The 15,501-nt window shown below is 46.2% G+C and carries 17 protein-coding genes; 15 read left to right on the top strand and 2 right to left on the bottom strand.

Annotated elements, in window-relative coordinates; all coding sequences use genetic code 11:
* Nucleotides 1-52: 52 nt before the first annotated feature.
* The 14 genes from bet (at nucleotide 53) to Q7C_RS02435 (ending at nucleotide 11,710) form a co-directional block, all read left to right on the top strand.
* Nucleotides 53-871 carry a phage recombination protein Bet gene (gene bet / locus Q7C_RS02495; protein WP_014703121.1) on the top strand — a complete coding sequence of 273 codons (819 nt, stop codon included), beginning with the start codon at nucleotides 53-55 and terminating at the stop codon, nucleotides 869-871.
* A gap of 83 nt (nucleotides 872-954) precedes the next feature.
* Nucleotides 955-1,098: a hypothetical protein gene (locus Q7C_RS13655; protein ID WP_014703120.1), complete on the top strand. Its 144-nt coding sequence runs from the start codon at nucleotides 955-957 to the stop codon at nucleotides 1,096-1,098.
* Between the two features lie 60 nt (nucleotides 1,099-1,158).
* The gene (locus Q7C_RS02490) at nucleotides 1,159-2,175 is read left to right on the top strand and encodes a YqaJ viral recombinase family nuclease (protein ID WP_014703119.1); all 1,017 of its coding nucleotides are present in this window, start codon (nucleotides 1,159-1,161) and stop codon (nucleotides 2,173-2,175) included.
* A 209-nt stretch (nucleotides 2,176-2,384) separates the two neighbouring features.
* Complete coding sequence (locus Q7C_RS02485; RefSeq protein ID WP_014703118.1) at nucleotides 2,385-3,344, top strand: AAA family ATPase; 960 nt, start codon at nucleotides 2,385-2,387, stop codon at nucleotides 3,342-3,344.
* The gene (locus Q7C_RS02480) at nucleotides 3,344-4,111 is read left to right on the top strand and encodes a hypothetical protein (RefSeq protein ID WP_014703117.1); all 768 of its coding nucleotides are present in this window, start codon (nucleotides 3,344-3,346) and stop codon (nucleotides 4,109-4,111) included. Before Q7C_RS02485 ends, Q7C_RS02480 begins: the two co-directional genes overlap by 1 nt.
* A 98-nt stretch (nucleotides 4,112-4,209) precedes the next feature.
* The gene (locus Q7C_RS02475; protein WP_014703116.1) at nucleotides 4,210-5,163 is read left to right on the top strand and encodes a DUF3150 domain-containing protein; all 954 of its coding nucleotides are present in this window, start codon (nucleotides 4,210-4,212) and stop codon (nucleotides 5,161-5,163) included.
* A gap of 61 nt (nucleotides 5,164-5,224) precedes the next feature.
* A complete protein-coding gene (locus tag Q7C_RS02470; protein ID WP_014703115.1) occupies nucleotides 5,225-5,665 on the top strand; it encodes a hypothetical protein in 441 nt (146 codons plus the stop codon).
* 69 nt (nucleotides 5,666-5,734) lie between these two features.
* Nucleotides 5,735-7,390: a VWA domain-containing protein gene (locus Q7C_RS02465; protein WP_014703114.1), complete on the top strand. Its 1,656-nt coding sequence runs from the start codon at nucleotides 5,735-5,737 to the stop codon at nucleotides 7,388-7,390.
* Nucleotides 7,391-7,476: 86 nt separating this feature from the next.
* A complete protein-coding gene (radC, locus tag Q7C_RS02460; RefSeq protein ID WP_012368361.1) occupies nucleotides 7,477-7,974 on the top strand; it encodes a RadC family protein in 498 nt (165 codons plus the stop codon).
* Nucleotides 7,974-8,315 (top strand): hypothetical protein, encoded by a 342-nt coding sequence (locus tag Q7C_RS02455; RefSeq protein WP_014703113.1) that lies wholly within the window; start codon nucleotides 7,974-7,976, stop codon nucleotides 8,313-8,315. The genes radC and Q7C_RS02455 overlap by 1 nt, the downstream gene beginning before the upstream one ends.
* Before the next feature lie 90 nt (nucleotides 8,316-8,405).
* Complete coding sequence (locus Q7C_RS02450) at nucleotides 8,406-9,473, top strand: DUF7146 domain-containing protein (RefSeq protein ID WP_014703112.1); 1,068 nt, start codon at nucleotides 8,406-8,408, stop codon at nucleotides 9,471-9,473.
* Nucleotides 9,474-9,562: 89 nt separating this feature from the next.
* Nucleotides 9,563-10,297: a hypothetical protein gene (locus Q7C_RS02445; protein WP_014703111.1), complete on the top strand. Its 735-nt coding sequence runs from the start codon at nucleotides 9,563-9,565 to the stop codon at nucleotides 10,295-10,297.
* A gap of 89 nt (nucleotides 10,298-10,386) precedes the next feature.
* Nucleotides 10,387-10,794, top strand: a complete 408-nt coding sequence (locus tag Q7C_RS02440; RefSeq protein ID WP_008844806.1) for a helix-turn-helix domain-containing protein — start codon at nucleotides 10,387-10,389, stop codon at nucleotides 10,792-10,794.
* A gap of 61 nt (nucleotides 10,795-10,855) precedes the next feature.
* Nucleotides 10,856-11,710 (top strand): DUF4145 domain-containing protein, encoded by an 855-nt coding sequence (locus tag Q7C_RS02435; protein ID WP_008844807.1) that lies wholly within the window; start codon nucleotides 10,856-10,858, stop codon nucleotides 11,708-11,710.
* Here Q7C_RS02435 and Q7C_RS02430 read toward each other — a convergent pair.
* Nucleotides 11,703-13,193 carry a two-partner secretion domain-containing protein gene (locus tag Q7C_RS02430; RefSeq protein WP_083839442.1) on the bottom strand — a complete coding sequence of 497 codons (1,491 nt, stop codon included), beginning with the start codon at nucleotides 13,191-13,193 and terminating at the stop codon, nucleotides 11,703-11,705. The genes Q7C_RS02435 and Q7C_RS02430 overlap by 8 nt on opposite strands.
* 267 nt (nucleotides 13,194-13,460) lie before the next feature.
* Between Q7C_RS02430 and Q7C_RS02425 the strand changes: the two genes are divergently transcribed.
* Nucleotides 13,461-15,002, top strand: a complete 1,542-nt coding sequence (locus Q7C_RS02425; RefSeq protein WP_008844809.1) for a SpoVR family protein — start codon at nucleotides 13,461-13,463, stop codon at nucleotides 15,000-15,002.
* 49 nt (nucleotides 15,003-15,051) lie between these two features.
* Here the strand turns inward: Q7C_RS02425 and Q7C_RS02420 are convergent, their stop codons facing one another.
* Nucleotides 15,052-15,333 (bottom strand): DUF3461 family protein, encoded by a 282-nt coding sequence (locus Q7C_RS02420; protein ID WP_083839441.1) that lies wholly within the window; start codon nucleotides 15,331-15,333, stop codon nucleotides 15,052-15,054.
* Nucleotides 15,334-15,501: the final 168 nt, after the last annotated feature.

The following is a 15,501-nucleotide window of genomic DNA, read 5'->3' as shown; positions in this document are numbered from 1 at the left end:
GGAGTACTTTCCCGTCAGGGTCAGACTCCCACTTTGATTGTCGGAGTCCACAATGGAAAAACCAAAGCTAATCCAACGCTTTGCTGAGCGCTTTAGTGTCGATCCAAACAAGTTGTTCGATACCCTAAAAGCAACAGCATTCAAGCAACGTGACGGTAGTGCACCGACCAATGAGCAGATGATGGCGCTCTTGGTGGTTGCAGATCAGTACGGCTTGAACCCTTTCACCAAAGAGATTTTTGCGTTCCCTGATAAACAAGCTGGAATTATTCCAGTGGTAGGTGTCGATGGATGGTCTCGCATCATCAATCAACACGACCAGTTTGATGGCATGGAGTTCAAGACTTCAGAAACCAAAGTCTCACTGGATGGCGCGAAAGAATGCCCGGAATGGATGGAATGCATTATCTATCGGCGCGACCGTTCGCACCCAGTCAAAATCACTGAGTACCTGGATGAAGTCTATCGACCGCCTTTTGAAGGTAACGGCAAAAATGGCCCTTACCGTGTGGATGGTCCATGGCAGACGCACACTAAGCGAATGCTAAGGCATAAATCCATGATCCAGTGTTCCCGCATTGCGTTTGGCTTTGTGGGAATTTTCGATCAAGACGAAGCGGAGCGAATTATCGAAGGCCAAGCAACACACGTTGTTGAGCCATCGGTGATTCCACCCGAGCAAGTTGATGATCGAACCCGAGGGCTTGTTTACAAGCTTATCGAGCGGGCGGAAGCTTCAAACGCTTGGAATAGTGCATTGGAATATGCCAATGAACATTTTCAAGGTGTTGAACTGACGTTTGCGAAACAAGAAATATTTAATGCACAGCAACAAGCAGCCAAAGCGCTCACACAGCCTTTAGCTTCTTAGCGCCACGCATTCACTTTACGAACCCTGGCGGGATTATTCTCCCGTCAGGGGGAAGGTCTCGTCTTTTTTTTTGGAGATCTTCCATGACTAAATCAGCCTCACTTTTTCGCTTGGTATTGGTTGTTGCCCTTGTCGTAGGTTCGATTCAAGCCGGTAAAGCGGCAATTGATTCGGTTCAAGTAAGTGTTGTTCAGCACCAAACAGCGTTAGCACAAGCTGCAAAGTAACCACTTAACCCTGAAGGGGAGTTCTCTCCTTCGGGGGAGTCTCCCCTCAAAGGAGGCAATATGAAGGTTATCGACCTATCACAGCGTACTCCTGCATGGCACCAGTGGCGCATTGCAGGGGTTACGGCATCTGAAGCCCCAATTATTATGGGGCGTTCACCCTACAAAACACCTTGGCGATTATGGGCAGAAAAAACCGGATTCGTATTACCGGAAGACCTGTCGAATAATCCAAATGTGCTTCGCGGTATAAGGTTGGAGCCTCAAGCAAGGCGAGCATTTGAGAATGCGCATAATGACTTTCTTCTGCCGTTATGTGCAGAAGCCGATCATAACGCAATCTTTCGAGCCAGCTTTGATGGCATCAACGATGCGGGCGAACCCGTTGAACTGAAATGTCCTTGCCAGTCAGTTTTTGAGGATGTGCAAGCTCACCGAGAACAAAGCGAGGCGTACCAGTTGTATTGGGTGCAAGTACAGCATCAAATACTGGTCGCCAATAGCACGCGTGGTTGGTTGGTTTTCTATTTTGAGGATCAACTGATTGAGTTTGAAATACAACGAGACGCATTGTTCTTAACTGAATTGCAAGAAACAGCGCTTCAGTTTTGGGAGTTAGTACAGACCAAAAAAGAACCGTCAAAATGCCCAGAGCAAGATTGTTTTGTTCCCAAGGGTGAAGCTCAATACCGCTGGACATCGTTGTCTCGCCAGTATTGCTCAGCACATGCCGAAGTGGTCCGACTGGAAAATCACATCAAATCTTTGAAAGAAGAAATGCGAGACGCTCAGTCGAAATTGGTCGCTATGATGGGTAACTACGCTCATGCCGATTATGCTGGGGTCAAACTCAGCCGCTACATGATGGCGGGTACGGTGGACTATAAGCAATTGGCCACCGATAAATTAGGCGAGCTGGACGATCAGGTTTTAGCTGCTTACCGAAAAGCGCCACAAGAGCGGTTGCGTATCAGCACCAATAAGCCAGAGCAGCCCGTTGAAACACCAATCAAAATCAGCCTTGAGCAAGAGATCTTGGTTCTGCCAGGTGACTCGCCGAGCTCATTTTACTTTTAACGTTCACTTGGAGCCGATTTCGGCTCCTTTCTCATGCACTTACATCGAGTGCATCAGAAAGCAGTTTCACTCGTAGCCAATGCTGGGTACGAATGATAGAGCGAGCTGAACTCTTACATACACAGCCATACCACAATCAACACACCACCCGACGGGGACTTCATTCCCTGTTGGGGCATGGGGCCTCGTCAAAACTGATGAGGTTTACCATGACTGAACAATCCCCATTTTTGGTTCAAGTGAATCAAGCGTTTAATGTCCCGGCTCCTGATGCTTTCGTTCTGGAAGGATTTAGTGCCGACACTACTCATCCAAACATTCCCGTTTGCAAGGACGAGTATGTTTTTAGAAAAGAAGATTTACGTGACGTATTGGCGTTTTTGTCTAACCCAGACGGTGACGGTTTGTATATTACAGGCCCCACTGGATGCGGTAAGACCTCGCTAATTTGCCAAGTTGCTTCTCGATTGAATTGGCCTGTTCAGCAAATTACTGCGCACGGTCGATTGGAGTTGTCCGATCTTATCGGTCACCACACGCTGGTTAATGGCAACATGACCTTTGTGTTTGGACCGCTGGCACTGGCTGTAAAGCATGGCCATTTGCTGATCATTAATGAAATGGATCTTGCTGAGCCTGCTGAACTGGCTGGGCTCAATGACATTTTGGAAGGTGCCCCGTTGGTCATCGCACAAAATGGCGGTGAGATCATCATGCCACATAACAAGTTTCGTTTTATCGCAACCGGCAACAGTGCGGGCAGCGGTGATCAAACGGGCTTATATCAAGGTGTGCTTCAACAGAATTTGGCTTTTCTTGATCGCTTTAGAATCATCGAAGCGACCTATGCAGAGCCTTCTGTAGAGGAAGCCATTCTGGAGAACGTTGCGCCGGGCTTACCAGAAGTCTTTCGCCAAAAAATGGTGAAAGTGGCTGGTGACATTCGTCGTCTTTTTATTGGGGGCGCGGATGGCGGTGCTGAGCTTAGTATCACCATGTCCACTCGGACCTTGGTGCGCTGGGCAAAGCTAACACTTGCTTTTAAAGGCGCTCCTAACGCAGTGGAATATGCACTGGCTCGGTCTTTGACGGCTCGTGCTGAGTTGGAGCAACGAGAAGCCATTCACCGTATTGCCGCTGATGTCTTCGGTGACCACTGGGAGGATTGATGATGGAAAAGTGCTTTGCTCTTTACCGTTACAGTCATTCTGATGGGACAGCCAAAGAATGGGCCATTTACGTTGGATCGGATACCCAGGAGATTGAAGTTCGGTTTGGAAAAGCTGGTCAATTGTCGCAGCAGCGATTGATTGATTCGACTGATCCTAACGCTGAAGCAGACCGACGAATCAATGAGAAAATCAACAAGGGTTATCGATTGGTTGGTCAAGTCGGCATTGATCATCAAGGGCGGCCATTTGAACTCTCAAATGCGCTTGATAGCCTCGCGTGCGCCAATAACGTCAGTTGGGAGTTTCGTACTCGCAAGGACGTCAATGGCCAAATATCGCTGGCGCAAAAAGCGTTGTTCGATATGGCAAAGCTGCTTGAAGCCTATGGCTTGGCTGTTATTGATGATAACCAGGTCAGGATTGGAGAATGGTCATTAGGGTTTTGCAAAAGCGGATTACCTAGAACCAATCAAATCAGCATGGTGTCAGGTGAAGGCGCTGGCATTGTTAACACTGATGATGGCCCGTGGCCATTGTTGCTGTTACTGGCCTTTAAGCGTCAATTACCTCCACTGTGTTCGCTCACAGTAGCGAGTCCTGAAGGGATAGAAGTATCCGACCAACTTAAGTTGGAAAAAGATGTATTGAGGTTATTAGGCAGTGATTTAGAACGGGTTCGCCCGATAGCTGAAGCACTGGACTTAATGCCTGCGAAAATCGATCTCAACCAATCGTCGCCTGATTCGCAAAATTACTATTTCTGATAGTGATGTTGCCATTAGCGCGTCAACTACTACCACCCAAATGGGGGCCATTGCTCCTGTTGGGAGTGGTGCGTCCCCATCTCGCATGAGGATGCACTATGAGTATTCAAACCCTCGACAAACTGTTGATTTGTCACATCGACTGTTCCATCTGGAGCGGTAGAAAAAAACTAAGGCCTGAAGATTTCAGGTTAGCCAATGGCAGCCAACTTCCACCGAAGGATGTTGCCAGCTTAGGGAGTAAAAAAATTTGCGACCCAGAGGCATTGGCGAACTTTGAAAGGCTTAAGAAAGAAGCGCAGCGCTTGTGTGAGCAAGTCGGTGTGCGGTTTTTAGGTGGCTATGCCGTCCCTGAAGACCGAATTGATCAGATTGTTCCAGAGCTTGACCGAATCGGTCAGGAGTTTGCGCAGTGCAAGCAGTTGTTCTTGGACAACTATGATCAGGTGACTTTTGACTGGGTTGCAAAACACCCGGAATTTGCAGATGCAATCCGGCGTGCGCTGTCACCCATCGAAGACGTGGAACAACGGCTTCAGTTCGATTATGCCATCTATCGAATGCAACCGGCTGAACAAGCTGGAGGCTTAGATGACAAGGTCAATGGTATGGGGCACACCCTCTTTAGGGAGGTAGCTCGTGATGCCAACGAACTGTTTGAGCGTTCCGTTGCAGGTAAGAATCAAATCAGTCAGCGAGCCCTTAACCCTCTCAAACGGTTAAGAGACAAGTTGGATGGTTTGTCCTTCCTGGATCATCGAGTTCAGCCGATGGTTGAAGCGATGAACAATTTATTTGTTCGTCTGCCGAAGACCGGCCCTGTGACAGACAATCTCTATCACGAACTGATGGCGACCATTTTAATTTTGTCTGATCCAGACAAGATGAGAATGCACGGGGAAGGTCAATTGGATATCAGGCAACTGATGCCCAAACCTGAACCTAAACCTGCACAGCCAGTATCTGCTCAGGCAGATAACTTGCGTGCAATACCCCAACCAACCGTCAGACCAAACCTTGGTTCGACTGTACCAAACTCATTTTATTTTTAACGTCCTTGAGGGCATGTTGCCCTTAAGGGCGCATGTCCTCTGAACTATGTAAGAGGAATTTATGCAATCAATCATCCATAAACCCAGCCAACTGAAGCAGCTTGAGCCGCATTTTCGTGGTGTGACTGATGCTGTTGAAAGTGAATCGATACCAGAAGTGGCGTGTTGTCGAACGTTAGTACAACGGTCGTACTCAACACATAGTGTCGTGATCCCCAAGAACCCTGTACTGATCGCAGATGCGGACGGGCAAGGTGTTTGGGTAACGGCCATGGTGTTTGTTCCAAACATGGCATTGCAGCAAACCGCTTTTGAGCGGGCCTGGCTGCAATATCAACACGAGGTGTCTACTCAGTTACAAGACCAGTACGGTCTGACATTGGATGACATCCTGAGTTTAGACCAGCTTAAAACGTCATTTGAGCAGCACGAGAGTCCAGCTCAATTGGTGTCTTGGTTAGGTCAAAAATACGACCTGGATAAGCTAAAAGCACAGGTTTAAACACTTACATTCCCAGCGGGGAAACGCTCCCGCTGAGGGAGTATTCCCCCTAATGATTAGGAGACTCCCATGAATCATCCATTAAAAAATGCACTGCCAATCGTTGCCGCCGCTTATGGCGAAAAGTTTGGTTTGAAGGTGCTTATTCAAGGACAAGATGCGTTTACAGATGGTGAGCGGATTGTGATCCCAACAGCAAACCCAGACGACCCACACTATCAACAGATAGCTTGGGGTTATCTGGCTCATGAAGCGGCGCATATTCGGCATACCAATTTTGACATGGTGCAGAAGGCGTCGACCAAGCCGATCCGTAAGGCACTTCTCAATATTATTGAGGATGTTCGCATTGAAAACGAATTGGCAAAGGACTACCCCGGAACCCGGCGCAGTATTTCGCAAGTGATTGAGTACATGGTGGACACACAGCAAATGTGTGTACCTGAACAGCTTGAGCCTGCATCTAACTTGCAAGCCTGGTTGTTGTTTCGCTTGAGATGCCATTTTCTGGGCCAGAAAGCGCTGACGCCTTTGTATCAAGCAGTCGATGAAAGAGTGAGACAACTCTTTCCTGCCGCAGCGATGAGCCGGTTAAGCGCCATGCTGACAGCAGTGCCTAGCCTGGCGTCTACAGGTGAAGTGCTAAAACTTGTCGATGCCATCGTTGCCATGTTGGAAGAAGAATCTCGTCCACCACAGGATGAGTCGGATGCTGATAGCGGTAATGACATTGGACAAGATGCGAGTAATGACAGCAATAACAGTAGTGACAGTCAAACCCCGGAAACAGGTTTGTCTGCAACAGGGGATGCTGCTGAAACGGGTGATTCTGATAACTCTGATCAAGCTGACAATTTGCGACAAGCCTTAGAGGCCAGTGCCGCTCAGTTTGAACCCGATACCTTTGCCCAAGTGGCAGAAGTGTTGTCGGAACAAGCTGAAGGACATCAGGGCGTCACACCTCTCAGTTTGCCCCAAGCAGAGCAAGCTATGTTGGGTGATGAGGCCATCTTGACCTTATCGGCGTCAGAGTCGGCTCAAATTCGAGCCCGACTTAGGGGCATGGTTCAGTCCAGTCAGGACAATCGGAATCATGCTAAACGGCACGGTCTTCGAGTTGCAACCCATCGTCTTGCCGCCTCACAAGCAGGTGAATCGAGATTGTTTATTCAAAGGCAACCTCGCATTGCGCCCAATGCTGCTGTGCACTTGCTTGTCGATATATCGGGCTCAATGGGTAAGCCCATTGGCGAAGGTAATCGCAAGTACTTTCATGTTGCCAATGAAGCCGCTTTGGCTTTGGCCATGGCATTGGAAGGTATACCGGGTGTTGTACCTGCGGTCAGTTATTTTCCTGGTATTCATCAGGAAGTTTCTATCGCGTTATTGCCCAAGCAATCGGTTCGACATCGGGCCGCCTGTTTTGACCAAAAACCACGAGGTTGTACGCCTATGGCACAAGCGATGTGGTTTGCGGCAAACAGTTTGTTAGCACAAAAACAGAAGCGAAAGCTAATGATAGTGCTAACGGATGGTGACCCAGATGATTGGGCTGCCACGCATGACATTGTTGACCGGTGCAGACGCAGTGGCTTTGAGCTGCTGGGGATCGGGATTCAAACACGCAGTGTTGAGAAATTCTTTCCTCAAAGCATTGTGATTAATGACGTCAAAGATCTGAAGCGTGAGTTATTCGAAGTAACACAACAACTGTTAATTCAGTAACCGCATCAATTTTACCACCCTGCGGGGACGATTCCGTCCCCTTCAGGGCATGGGTTCGTCTCCGCTTTTTTTTTGGGGAGACTCCTATGAAAAACAAAAAGTTCTTAGCTGGCGAAGAAGCCGGTACTTATATCGTTCCTGAGCAAGTGACTGAAGCGGATATCTTAGATATGGCGCTCAAGCTTGCCCGTGGTCGATTGAGTAAAGGTCGAAAAATTGAACAGCCATCGTCGGCGTTCTCATACCTGCAAACACTGATGCACGAGTATGAGCACGAAGTCTTTGGCGTGCTGTTTCTTGATACAAAGCATCGCGTTATTCGATTTGAAGAGCTGTTCAAAGGCACTTTAGATGCAGCGAGCGTGTATCCAAGGGAAGTAACAAAGCGAGCGCTAGAATTTAATGCGGCAGCAGTGATACTGGTTCATAACCATCCATCGGGTGATCCTGAGCCAAGTGAAGCTGATAAACGCATTACTCATCGACTCCGTGACGCCTTGTCACTTGTTGATATTCGAACGCTTGACCATGTCGTGGTCGCATCCGAGGGCTGCGTTTCGCTTGCCGAACGCGGTTATCTTTAATGAATGGGCGTATTGCCCATTCTCCTACATCACAAAAGCAGTCCCATCATCACACATCATCACAGCTCGAATTTCTATTTGAGTTTGATGATGCCCCAGTCACTTGGTCTGACGCGGAAATCTGGCAGTTACGCGAAGGCATTCTATTGGATGCGATCCGTGTATTGCTAGACGGTCGTGTCAGTACTCGATTGCGAAAGGATGTGTTGTCGTGGATTCAAAATGACGAAATTGCGCCATTTTGCTTTCGTGTTTGCGCAATGGCTGCGGTTGTCGATCCTGATGTGCTTCGTGATTCCATCATGTGGCTATTAAGACGACATGGTATCCAGCTTGACTAACGATCCTGTATTAACCGAACGGCTAATGCAGGACCCAAGCTGACTTTTACCACCAGTGGTAGGAGTTGGCATTTTACTTAAGGAGGTTATATGGCGTTACCTTTACAGATTGAAACAGTAAGGCCATATCTTAATGGCCAATGGCTTCAAGTCTTGGCGGCATTGGTGCCAGAACTTGATGCCGCTATTGCTCGAAAAGGCCGTCATGTGGCTTGTCCTGTTCATGGCGGTCGTGATGGCTTTAGGCTGTTCAAAGATGCTGAATATACCGGAGGTGGCGTTTGTAACACCTGCGGTATCTTTCATGATGGTTTTGAACTGTTGTCTTGGATTAATGGATGGAACTTTGCTCAGTCTATTGAAGCAATCGGTCAAGTTCTAGGCATTCAACCCGGACAAGTACCAACTCGGGTAATACCGAGTAACGCTGTTGACTGGAAGACTAAAAAGCAGGAAGAGGACAAAGCGATTATCCATCGCTTGAATCAAACCTGGGGAGAAACGTTATCCCTTGCAGGTACTCGTGCGCAACCGGTTTGGAACTACTTGCATCGTCGTGGCATTGTTACGCGGGTACGTCCTGAATGGGATTCGGTGCTGAGGTTTCATCCAAACTTGCCTTACCATGATGAAGATGGTCTGTTTATCGATAGCTACCCAGCGCTGCTAGGTAAAATCGTTACTCAGCAAGGGCGTTCGGCCACGTTTCATCGGATCTACCTAAGTGAAGATGGATTCAAAGCGCCGGTTGAAAAGCCTAAAAAGATGATGCCCATACCAAGTGACAGAACAATCACTGGCGGTGCCATTCCGATTGGTGAGCCTGGTGAAGTATTAGGTGTTTCTGAAGGCATCGAAACAGCTTTAGCGGTTACCAGAGCAACGGGACAAACATGTTGGTCGGTTGTGAATGCAACCCTACTGGCTAGGTTTGAACCACCAAGTAATGTGAAAATGCTGTACATCTGGGCAGATCACGATCTCTCTGAGACCGGCCTGAATGCAGCGAATGAACTCAAGAAAAAAGCCTGGCAAAAAGGCATTCTGACACAAGTCCTGATCCCCCCGATACCAACGTCACTCGGCGTGAAAAGTTGGGATTGGAATGATGTGCTGAATGTTTACGGAGCCATGGGCTTTCCGAAAGTTCATATCTGATCCAAGGGGCTTCGGCCCCTTTTTTTGCGCCTTGCATATTTGAAAAAACATGGAGAATGAAAAAAAGATAACCAATAGGAGAAACAAACATGATGGTATTAACCCTGTTAACAAAGCAGATTGATGGTGAGTTTACGGTTTACTGGAAGACCGGCCTTCGAAGAGGTGGTGAGCTAAAGGTCGATTTAGGTGAGCAATACGACAAGCTACCTGAGCAGCAAAAGCCAATTGCAGCTGAGCTCTATGCGATTCACCACCTATTGTCAGTGAAAGAGGTGATGGGGAGTAACCGAAGCGGCAATGGGCTTCAAATCCGAGTCAGTAAAGGAGCCATCAAAAAGTTACAGAAACAACGCTCAACTCAGCATTCACTTTACAGCCTGACTAGGTTCTTGCTCACTCGATACCAGGAAGCACAGATCTCGGTAGAGAAGCGGGACGATTGGCTCTCACATTCCTTCGAAGAATACATCGTCGATAATGCTACCGTGAGAGAAATCGATGAGGTAATCAACGTTCCGAACATTGGACCTGTCGTGGTGACTCGTCATGCACTGGAACGGTTTGTGGAACGGCTTTCAGACGGTGTACCTAAGCATCCTTGGAAGGCTTTGTGCTCAAAGCTGCTATGTTCGGGGCTAACTAAAACTCAGTTGCCAGAAAACGTCGCTATCCAAAAAGCAAAAAAATATGCCCAAGAGGCCGAGTTCTGGCAGCATGTGGGGAGCAAAATGTACTTTGTTATGATACCCACAAGTGGATCATCTAAGATTTTAGTTTCTGTTGTTAATCAGTGCATAACAATGAACCAAGTTAGTTTATAAAGTATCAATGTACGATTCGAATATATTGTTTATTTCGTTTATTTCGTTTAAATTGATTACTCAAGTTCTGCCTTGTCATTGGAGCCAGTATGTCAACACATAAAAACGTCAATTCCCCTCCCTCTGCTAGCGACATCGAATTAGCACACAAAGGGAAACAGGTATTGCGCAAGCTGATAAGTGACAATGTATCCAGCTACTCAATCAAGGTTATAAGAAATGATGAAGAGCCGAAGATTATTCAACTGCCCGCAATTGCTATTAGCCTTCTAGCAGACGCGTTAAATGAAATTAGCAATGGAAGTTCAGTCAAGGTCATACCACAGCAACCTGAACTGACAACCCAAGAAGCTGCAGATGTTCTTAACGTCTCACGCCCATTTCTAATTAAGCTCCTTGAAAGCGGTCAAATTCCCTTTCATCGAGTTGGGACCCATCGTCGCATCAAACATAAAGACATTATTGAATTTACGCTTAACGGCGATAATAAAAAATAAAAAACCAATTGATATGAAGAATCACGAAGATAAGAAGCGGTTGAAATAAAAGGAATTAAGCATGCCCAATAAGAACTTTGAATTGTTAAAAAACCGCTGGCCTCAACTATATGAACATGCCAATTTCGCTGAGAAATATGTACATACTGATCCTCACACTGCAATTATCAAATTACGTTGCTTTGCTGAACAGTTAGTAGGGATCCTCTATAGAGAACTAAATTTACCTTGCGAGCGAAGTGATGGGTTCTTCGAAAAACTAAAATCCAATATTTTCATCGAAGTAATCGATGAAAATATTGTGGAAAAGCTGCACGCAATCCGGATGTTAGGAAATAAAGCGGCACATGGCCGAAGCGTACATTCAGATGATGCGTTAGCACTACTGAGAGATGCATATTTGATCGGTCAGTGGATGTTCAAAACATATAGCGGATCAACATATGAAAGTTACCCAGCATATATAGAACCCTGCCACCCTGATATAGGGCTAAACGCGCTAAGCCAGAGTAACAAAGAGCTTGAAGAGCAATTAGAAAAAGTAAAAGAAGAGCTCTTGAAACTTGAAGAATCAGAACAAATCGCTCAAAACCAGGCACTCGAACTCAAAAAAGAACTAGACCAAGTTAAACTAGCCGATTTCAAGGAAGCATCATCAAGGGCTGTATCAACATTCGACCTGGCACCCGAAAACACTCGAGAGCTAATTAAACTTCACGACGCTTTCTCTGAATACAATTTAACTGATGGACAAAGTTTATTGGTTGATAAGCTCGATTCGTTTCTCAGCAATAAGGAAGAAAGCGTATTCCTATTAAAAGGTTACGCCGGAACAGGTAAGACATTTATAACTAAAGGCCTAACAGAGTACTTTAGGGCTATTGGAAGAAACTATGTCCTAGCCGCGCCTACGTAAGCGTTGCATCACCGGCCATATTACCGGTAACAATATCGCTAGCGAGGGTAATATCTCCCGCTTGAGCGCCTCCACTTCCTGTTTGAATTGTTACACTCGTACCTGAGTTTAACTGGTTTACGATGTCAGAATTTAAAACATTAGAACTATCAACATTTGATTCATAATTAGGTAAGGGTGTTGCTCCTGCTGTTGTAGCCGAACCAGAAATAGTGATATTAGTAGGGTCTAATAACCATAAACCACCGCTACCTTTTTCGGCGGTTAAATCAAGGCTTACTCCACTTGTTTTTAGAAGATATCCAGAGGTTTCAACCTTGCCTCCATTACCACCTTCTGCACCTGCACTGGCTGTGATGTCGCCACTAACGCTGGTTACAGATTCAGCGTTAGCAACATCAGACCACAATACCACTTTACCGCCGTCGCCATATTGCGTGGCGCTGGCATCAATGCTGGCCGTTGCTGCCATATCAACGGATACCGCTTGGCGCATGTCGCCTGTGCCTTGCCAATCGCCGCCTACTAATATGTCTCCACCCCCTGTTGCACCGGTGGCATTGAGTTCGCTGCCTGCGGCTAAGCTGATGTTATCGCCTTCCAGAATAATTTCACCGCCCACACTGCTTAAACTGCTCGCCTCAACAATGCCTGTGTGGTTAATCACACTGGAGGCTAAGTCGCCAGCGGCTTTTGCTGACAAATACACCATGCCGCCATCGGCTTGAATCGCGCCGCCGTTGGCAATCAGTGAATCTATAGCGCCTTGCTCAACTTCAAGCTTCACTGGGCCGCCCATATCTAGGGTCACTTTTGCACCAGCACCCATCAATACTTCGCCATTGTTGGCCGTGATATTGCCGATGTTTTCGATTTTGGCGGCAATAAATGCAACATAACCACCATCAGCGGTTTGAATGTTGCCTTGGTTGATAATGGCGCTGCTACTATCGCCTGCAAAGACATAGTTGCCGGAGTTAAAATCTTCGTTGCTAATATTAAGCGTAGAGGCAACCAGCGCACCTACGTTAACTTGTGCGCTAGGAGTAAATAAAATGCCGTTTGGGTTGATTAAAAAGACTTGACCATTGGCATTAATAGCCCCTTGGATGCTAGACACATCGCTGCCAATGACGCGATTAAGAATGGCTGAGGTGGCGCTGGGCTGAACAAAGTTAACCGTATTATTCTTGCCCACATCAAAGGACTGCCAGTTAACCGCAGCTTTGTTGCTAGACTGGGTGACATTCATCACGTTGGCTTGTTGTTCGATCGCCACTTGGCCAGAGACAACCACTCCATTGGTAGGTAAGTCAGCAGCAAAAACATTAGCGCTCAACAGCGTCAGAGCACCAGAAGCAATAAGCCGACCTGAGGCCTTAGAGGCGCCAACCTTACACTTTTTACGACCTTTACTATTTTCACCGACTGCCTGCCACACCTGTAAACTTGAATTCCAAAAAACGCGAAAAATCTTATTCATAAACTATTACCAAAAAATTTAGCATGAAAAATCAATTCAAAATACTCAACGGTGTCGCTGCACCCATCAACGTTATCATTAACTAATAGTACTTTTTCGATACGATGCTAAACCTTTCAGCCGCTACACAACGAACACTAGCTCCCTGTGGTTTCTATCCATAGCATTAAGAATAGTTGCTATATCCTAACTCTGCAATAAATTGAGAGTATGACTATTCCCATGAGCTATACTTTATGAATAATTGTTCAAAAGATGGGGTTGAACATGAACCAACAGCCTATTTCATCAGGGTCAGAATGGACCTTTGAGCTTATAGAGCAATACGATAAAGAGATTGCCAAAATCGCCAAGGAATTCAAGCTCGATACCTACCCAAATCAGATCGAGGTGATTAGCGCTGAGCAAATGATGGATGCCTACTCTTCTGTCGGTATGCCTGTGGGTTATCATCACTGGTCTTTCGGCAAACAGTTTTTAAACACGTCTAAGCGCTATCAGCGTGGTCAGATGGGGCTGGCGTATGAAATTGTTATTAACTCTGACCCTTGTATTGCCTACTTAATGGAAGAAAACACTATCACCATGCAGGCGCTGGTGATTGCCCATGCGGCCTATGGTCACAATTCGTTTTTTAAAGGGAATTACCTATTCAAAACTTGGACAGATGCGAGTGCGATCATCGATTACTTGTTGTTTGCTCGTAACTATATTTCTAAATGCGAACAGCGCCACGGAGTTGAAACCGTTGAGAAGTTTCTGGACTCTTGCCATGCGATTATGAACCACGGGGTAGACCGCTATAAACGCCCACCCCCCATCTCTGCAGCAGAAGAAAAAAACCGTCAGCAAGAACGAGAGGAATACCTGCAACAGCAAGTCAACGAGCTTTGGCTTACTCTCCCGACAAAAAAAGGGAAAGAGAAACCCGGTGAGCAGAACAGGTTCCCCAAAGAGCCGCAAGAAAACTTGCTCTACTTTATTGAGAAAAACGCACCGTTACTGGAGCCTTGGCAACGAGAAATTGTCAGAATAGTGCGTAAAATAGCGCAGTACTTTTACCCCCAAAGACAAACACAAGTGATGAACGAGGGCTGGGCGACATTCTGGCACTACACCATTCTTAATCGACTTTATGATAAAGGGTTAGTGACCGATGGGTTTATGATTGAGTTTCTACAATCTCATACTGCTGTTACCTACCAACCTCCGTTTGATAGCCCTTGGTATAGCGGTATCAACCCCTATACGCTGGGGTTTGCCATGTATCAGGATATTCGTCGAATCTGTGAGGCTCCCACCGACGAAGATAAGCAGTGGTTCCCCGATATAGCCGGCAATGACTGGTTAAACACTGTTCACTTCGCAATGGAAAACTTTAAAGATGAGAGTTTTATTCTGCAGTTTTTATCCCCTAAAGTAATTCGCGACCTTAAACTATTTTCCATCGTAGATGATGATATGGAAAACGAGTACCTAGTTCAGGCCATACACGATGAAAATGGCTATAAAACAGTTAGAGAACAATTGGCAAAACAATACAACCTGAGCTACAAAGAGCCCAATATACAAGTATGGAATGTTGATATTAGAGGCGACCGCTCACTTACACTTAGGCATATTCCGGCGGATAGGGTTCCCATGGAAGAAGGAACCGCCGACGTACTCAAACACATACACCGTTTATGGGGGTTTGATATTCATCTAGAAAGTGTAATTAGTGACAAAAACGGCGAAGAAAGAGTGGTTGACGACTATCACTGCCCTCCAATTAGCAACCCAATTTTAGAAGAGGGTGACTCCAGCTGACGCCTCAGAATATCAGCCTATAGCATACGCTTATAAAAACCGCCCAGAACTACAATTTATCCAGCTGCTCTTCGATTTCCTCAATTTTCTGCTTAACGACCTTTTCAAGGTGCCTTAAATCACTCAGTATTTTATTCTTAGCTTCCAGTTCTTGCTGTTCCTGGTCTACAACATCATCCAGCTCCGCCATCACCTTGGTTAGCATAGGTGATACTTCACTTAACTCTTTATAGATATTATGGTCAGAATATGAGCGGACACTGCGCATTGATCGTGAGAACTTGAACTTTTCACTTTTATGAAATAACTGTCCTTTTTTCTTGTAATATATTTGGGTATAATAAAGCTTTATGTCTGCTTTGCCTGTGATATTGCAACTTGTTTATATTCTATATACCTGATAATCTATCAGGTGAGTTAAAAAACCTATCGGCATCTATGGTCGTATAAAGCCTGAGCTACTCGATTAATAGATCGATTAAGCATTAACACCGTTATG

It is taken from the genome of Methylophaga frappieri, from assembly GCF_000260965.1.
In the GTDB taxonomy this organism is placed as follows: domain Bacteria; phylum Pseudomonadota; class Gammaproteobacteria; order Nitrosococcales; family Methylophagaceae; genus Methylophaga; species Methylophaga frappieri.
This window is presented reverse-complemented; position numbering and strand designations above follow the sequence as displayed.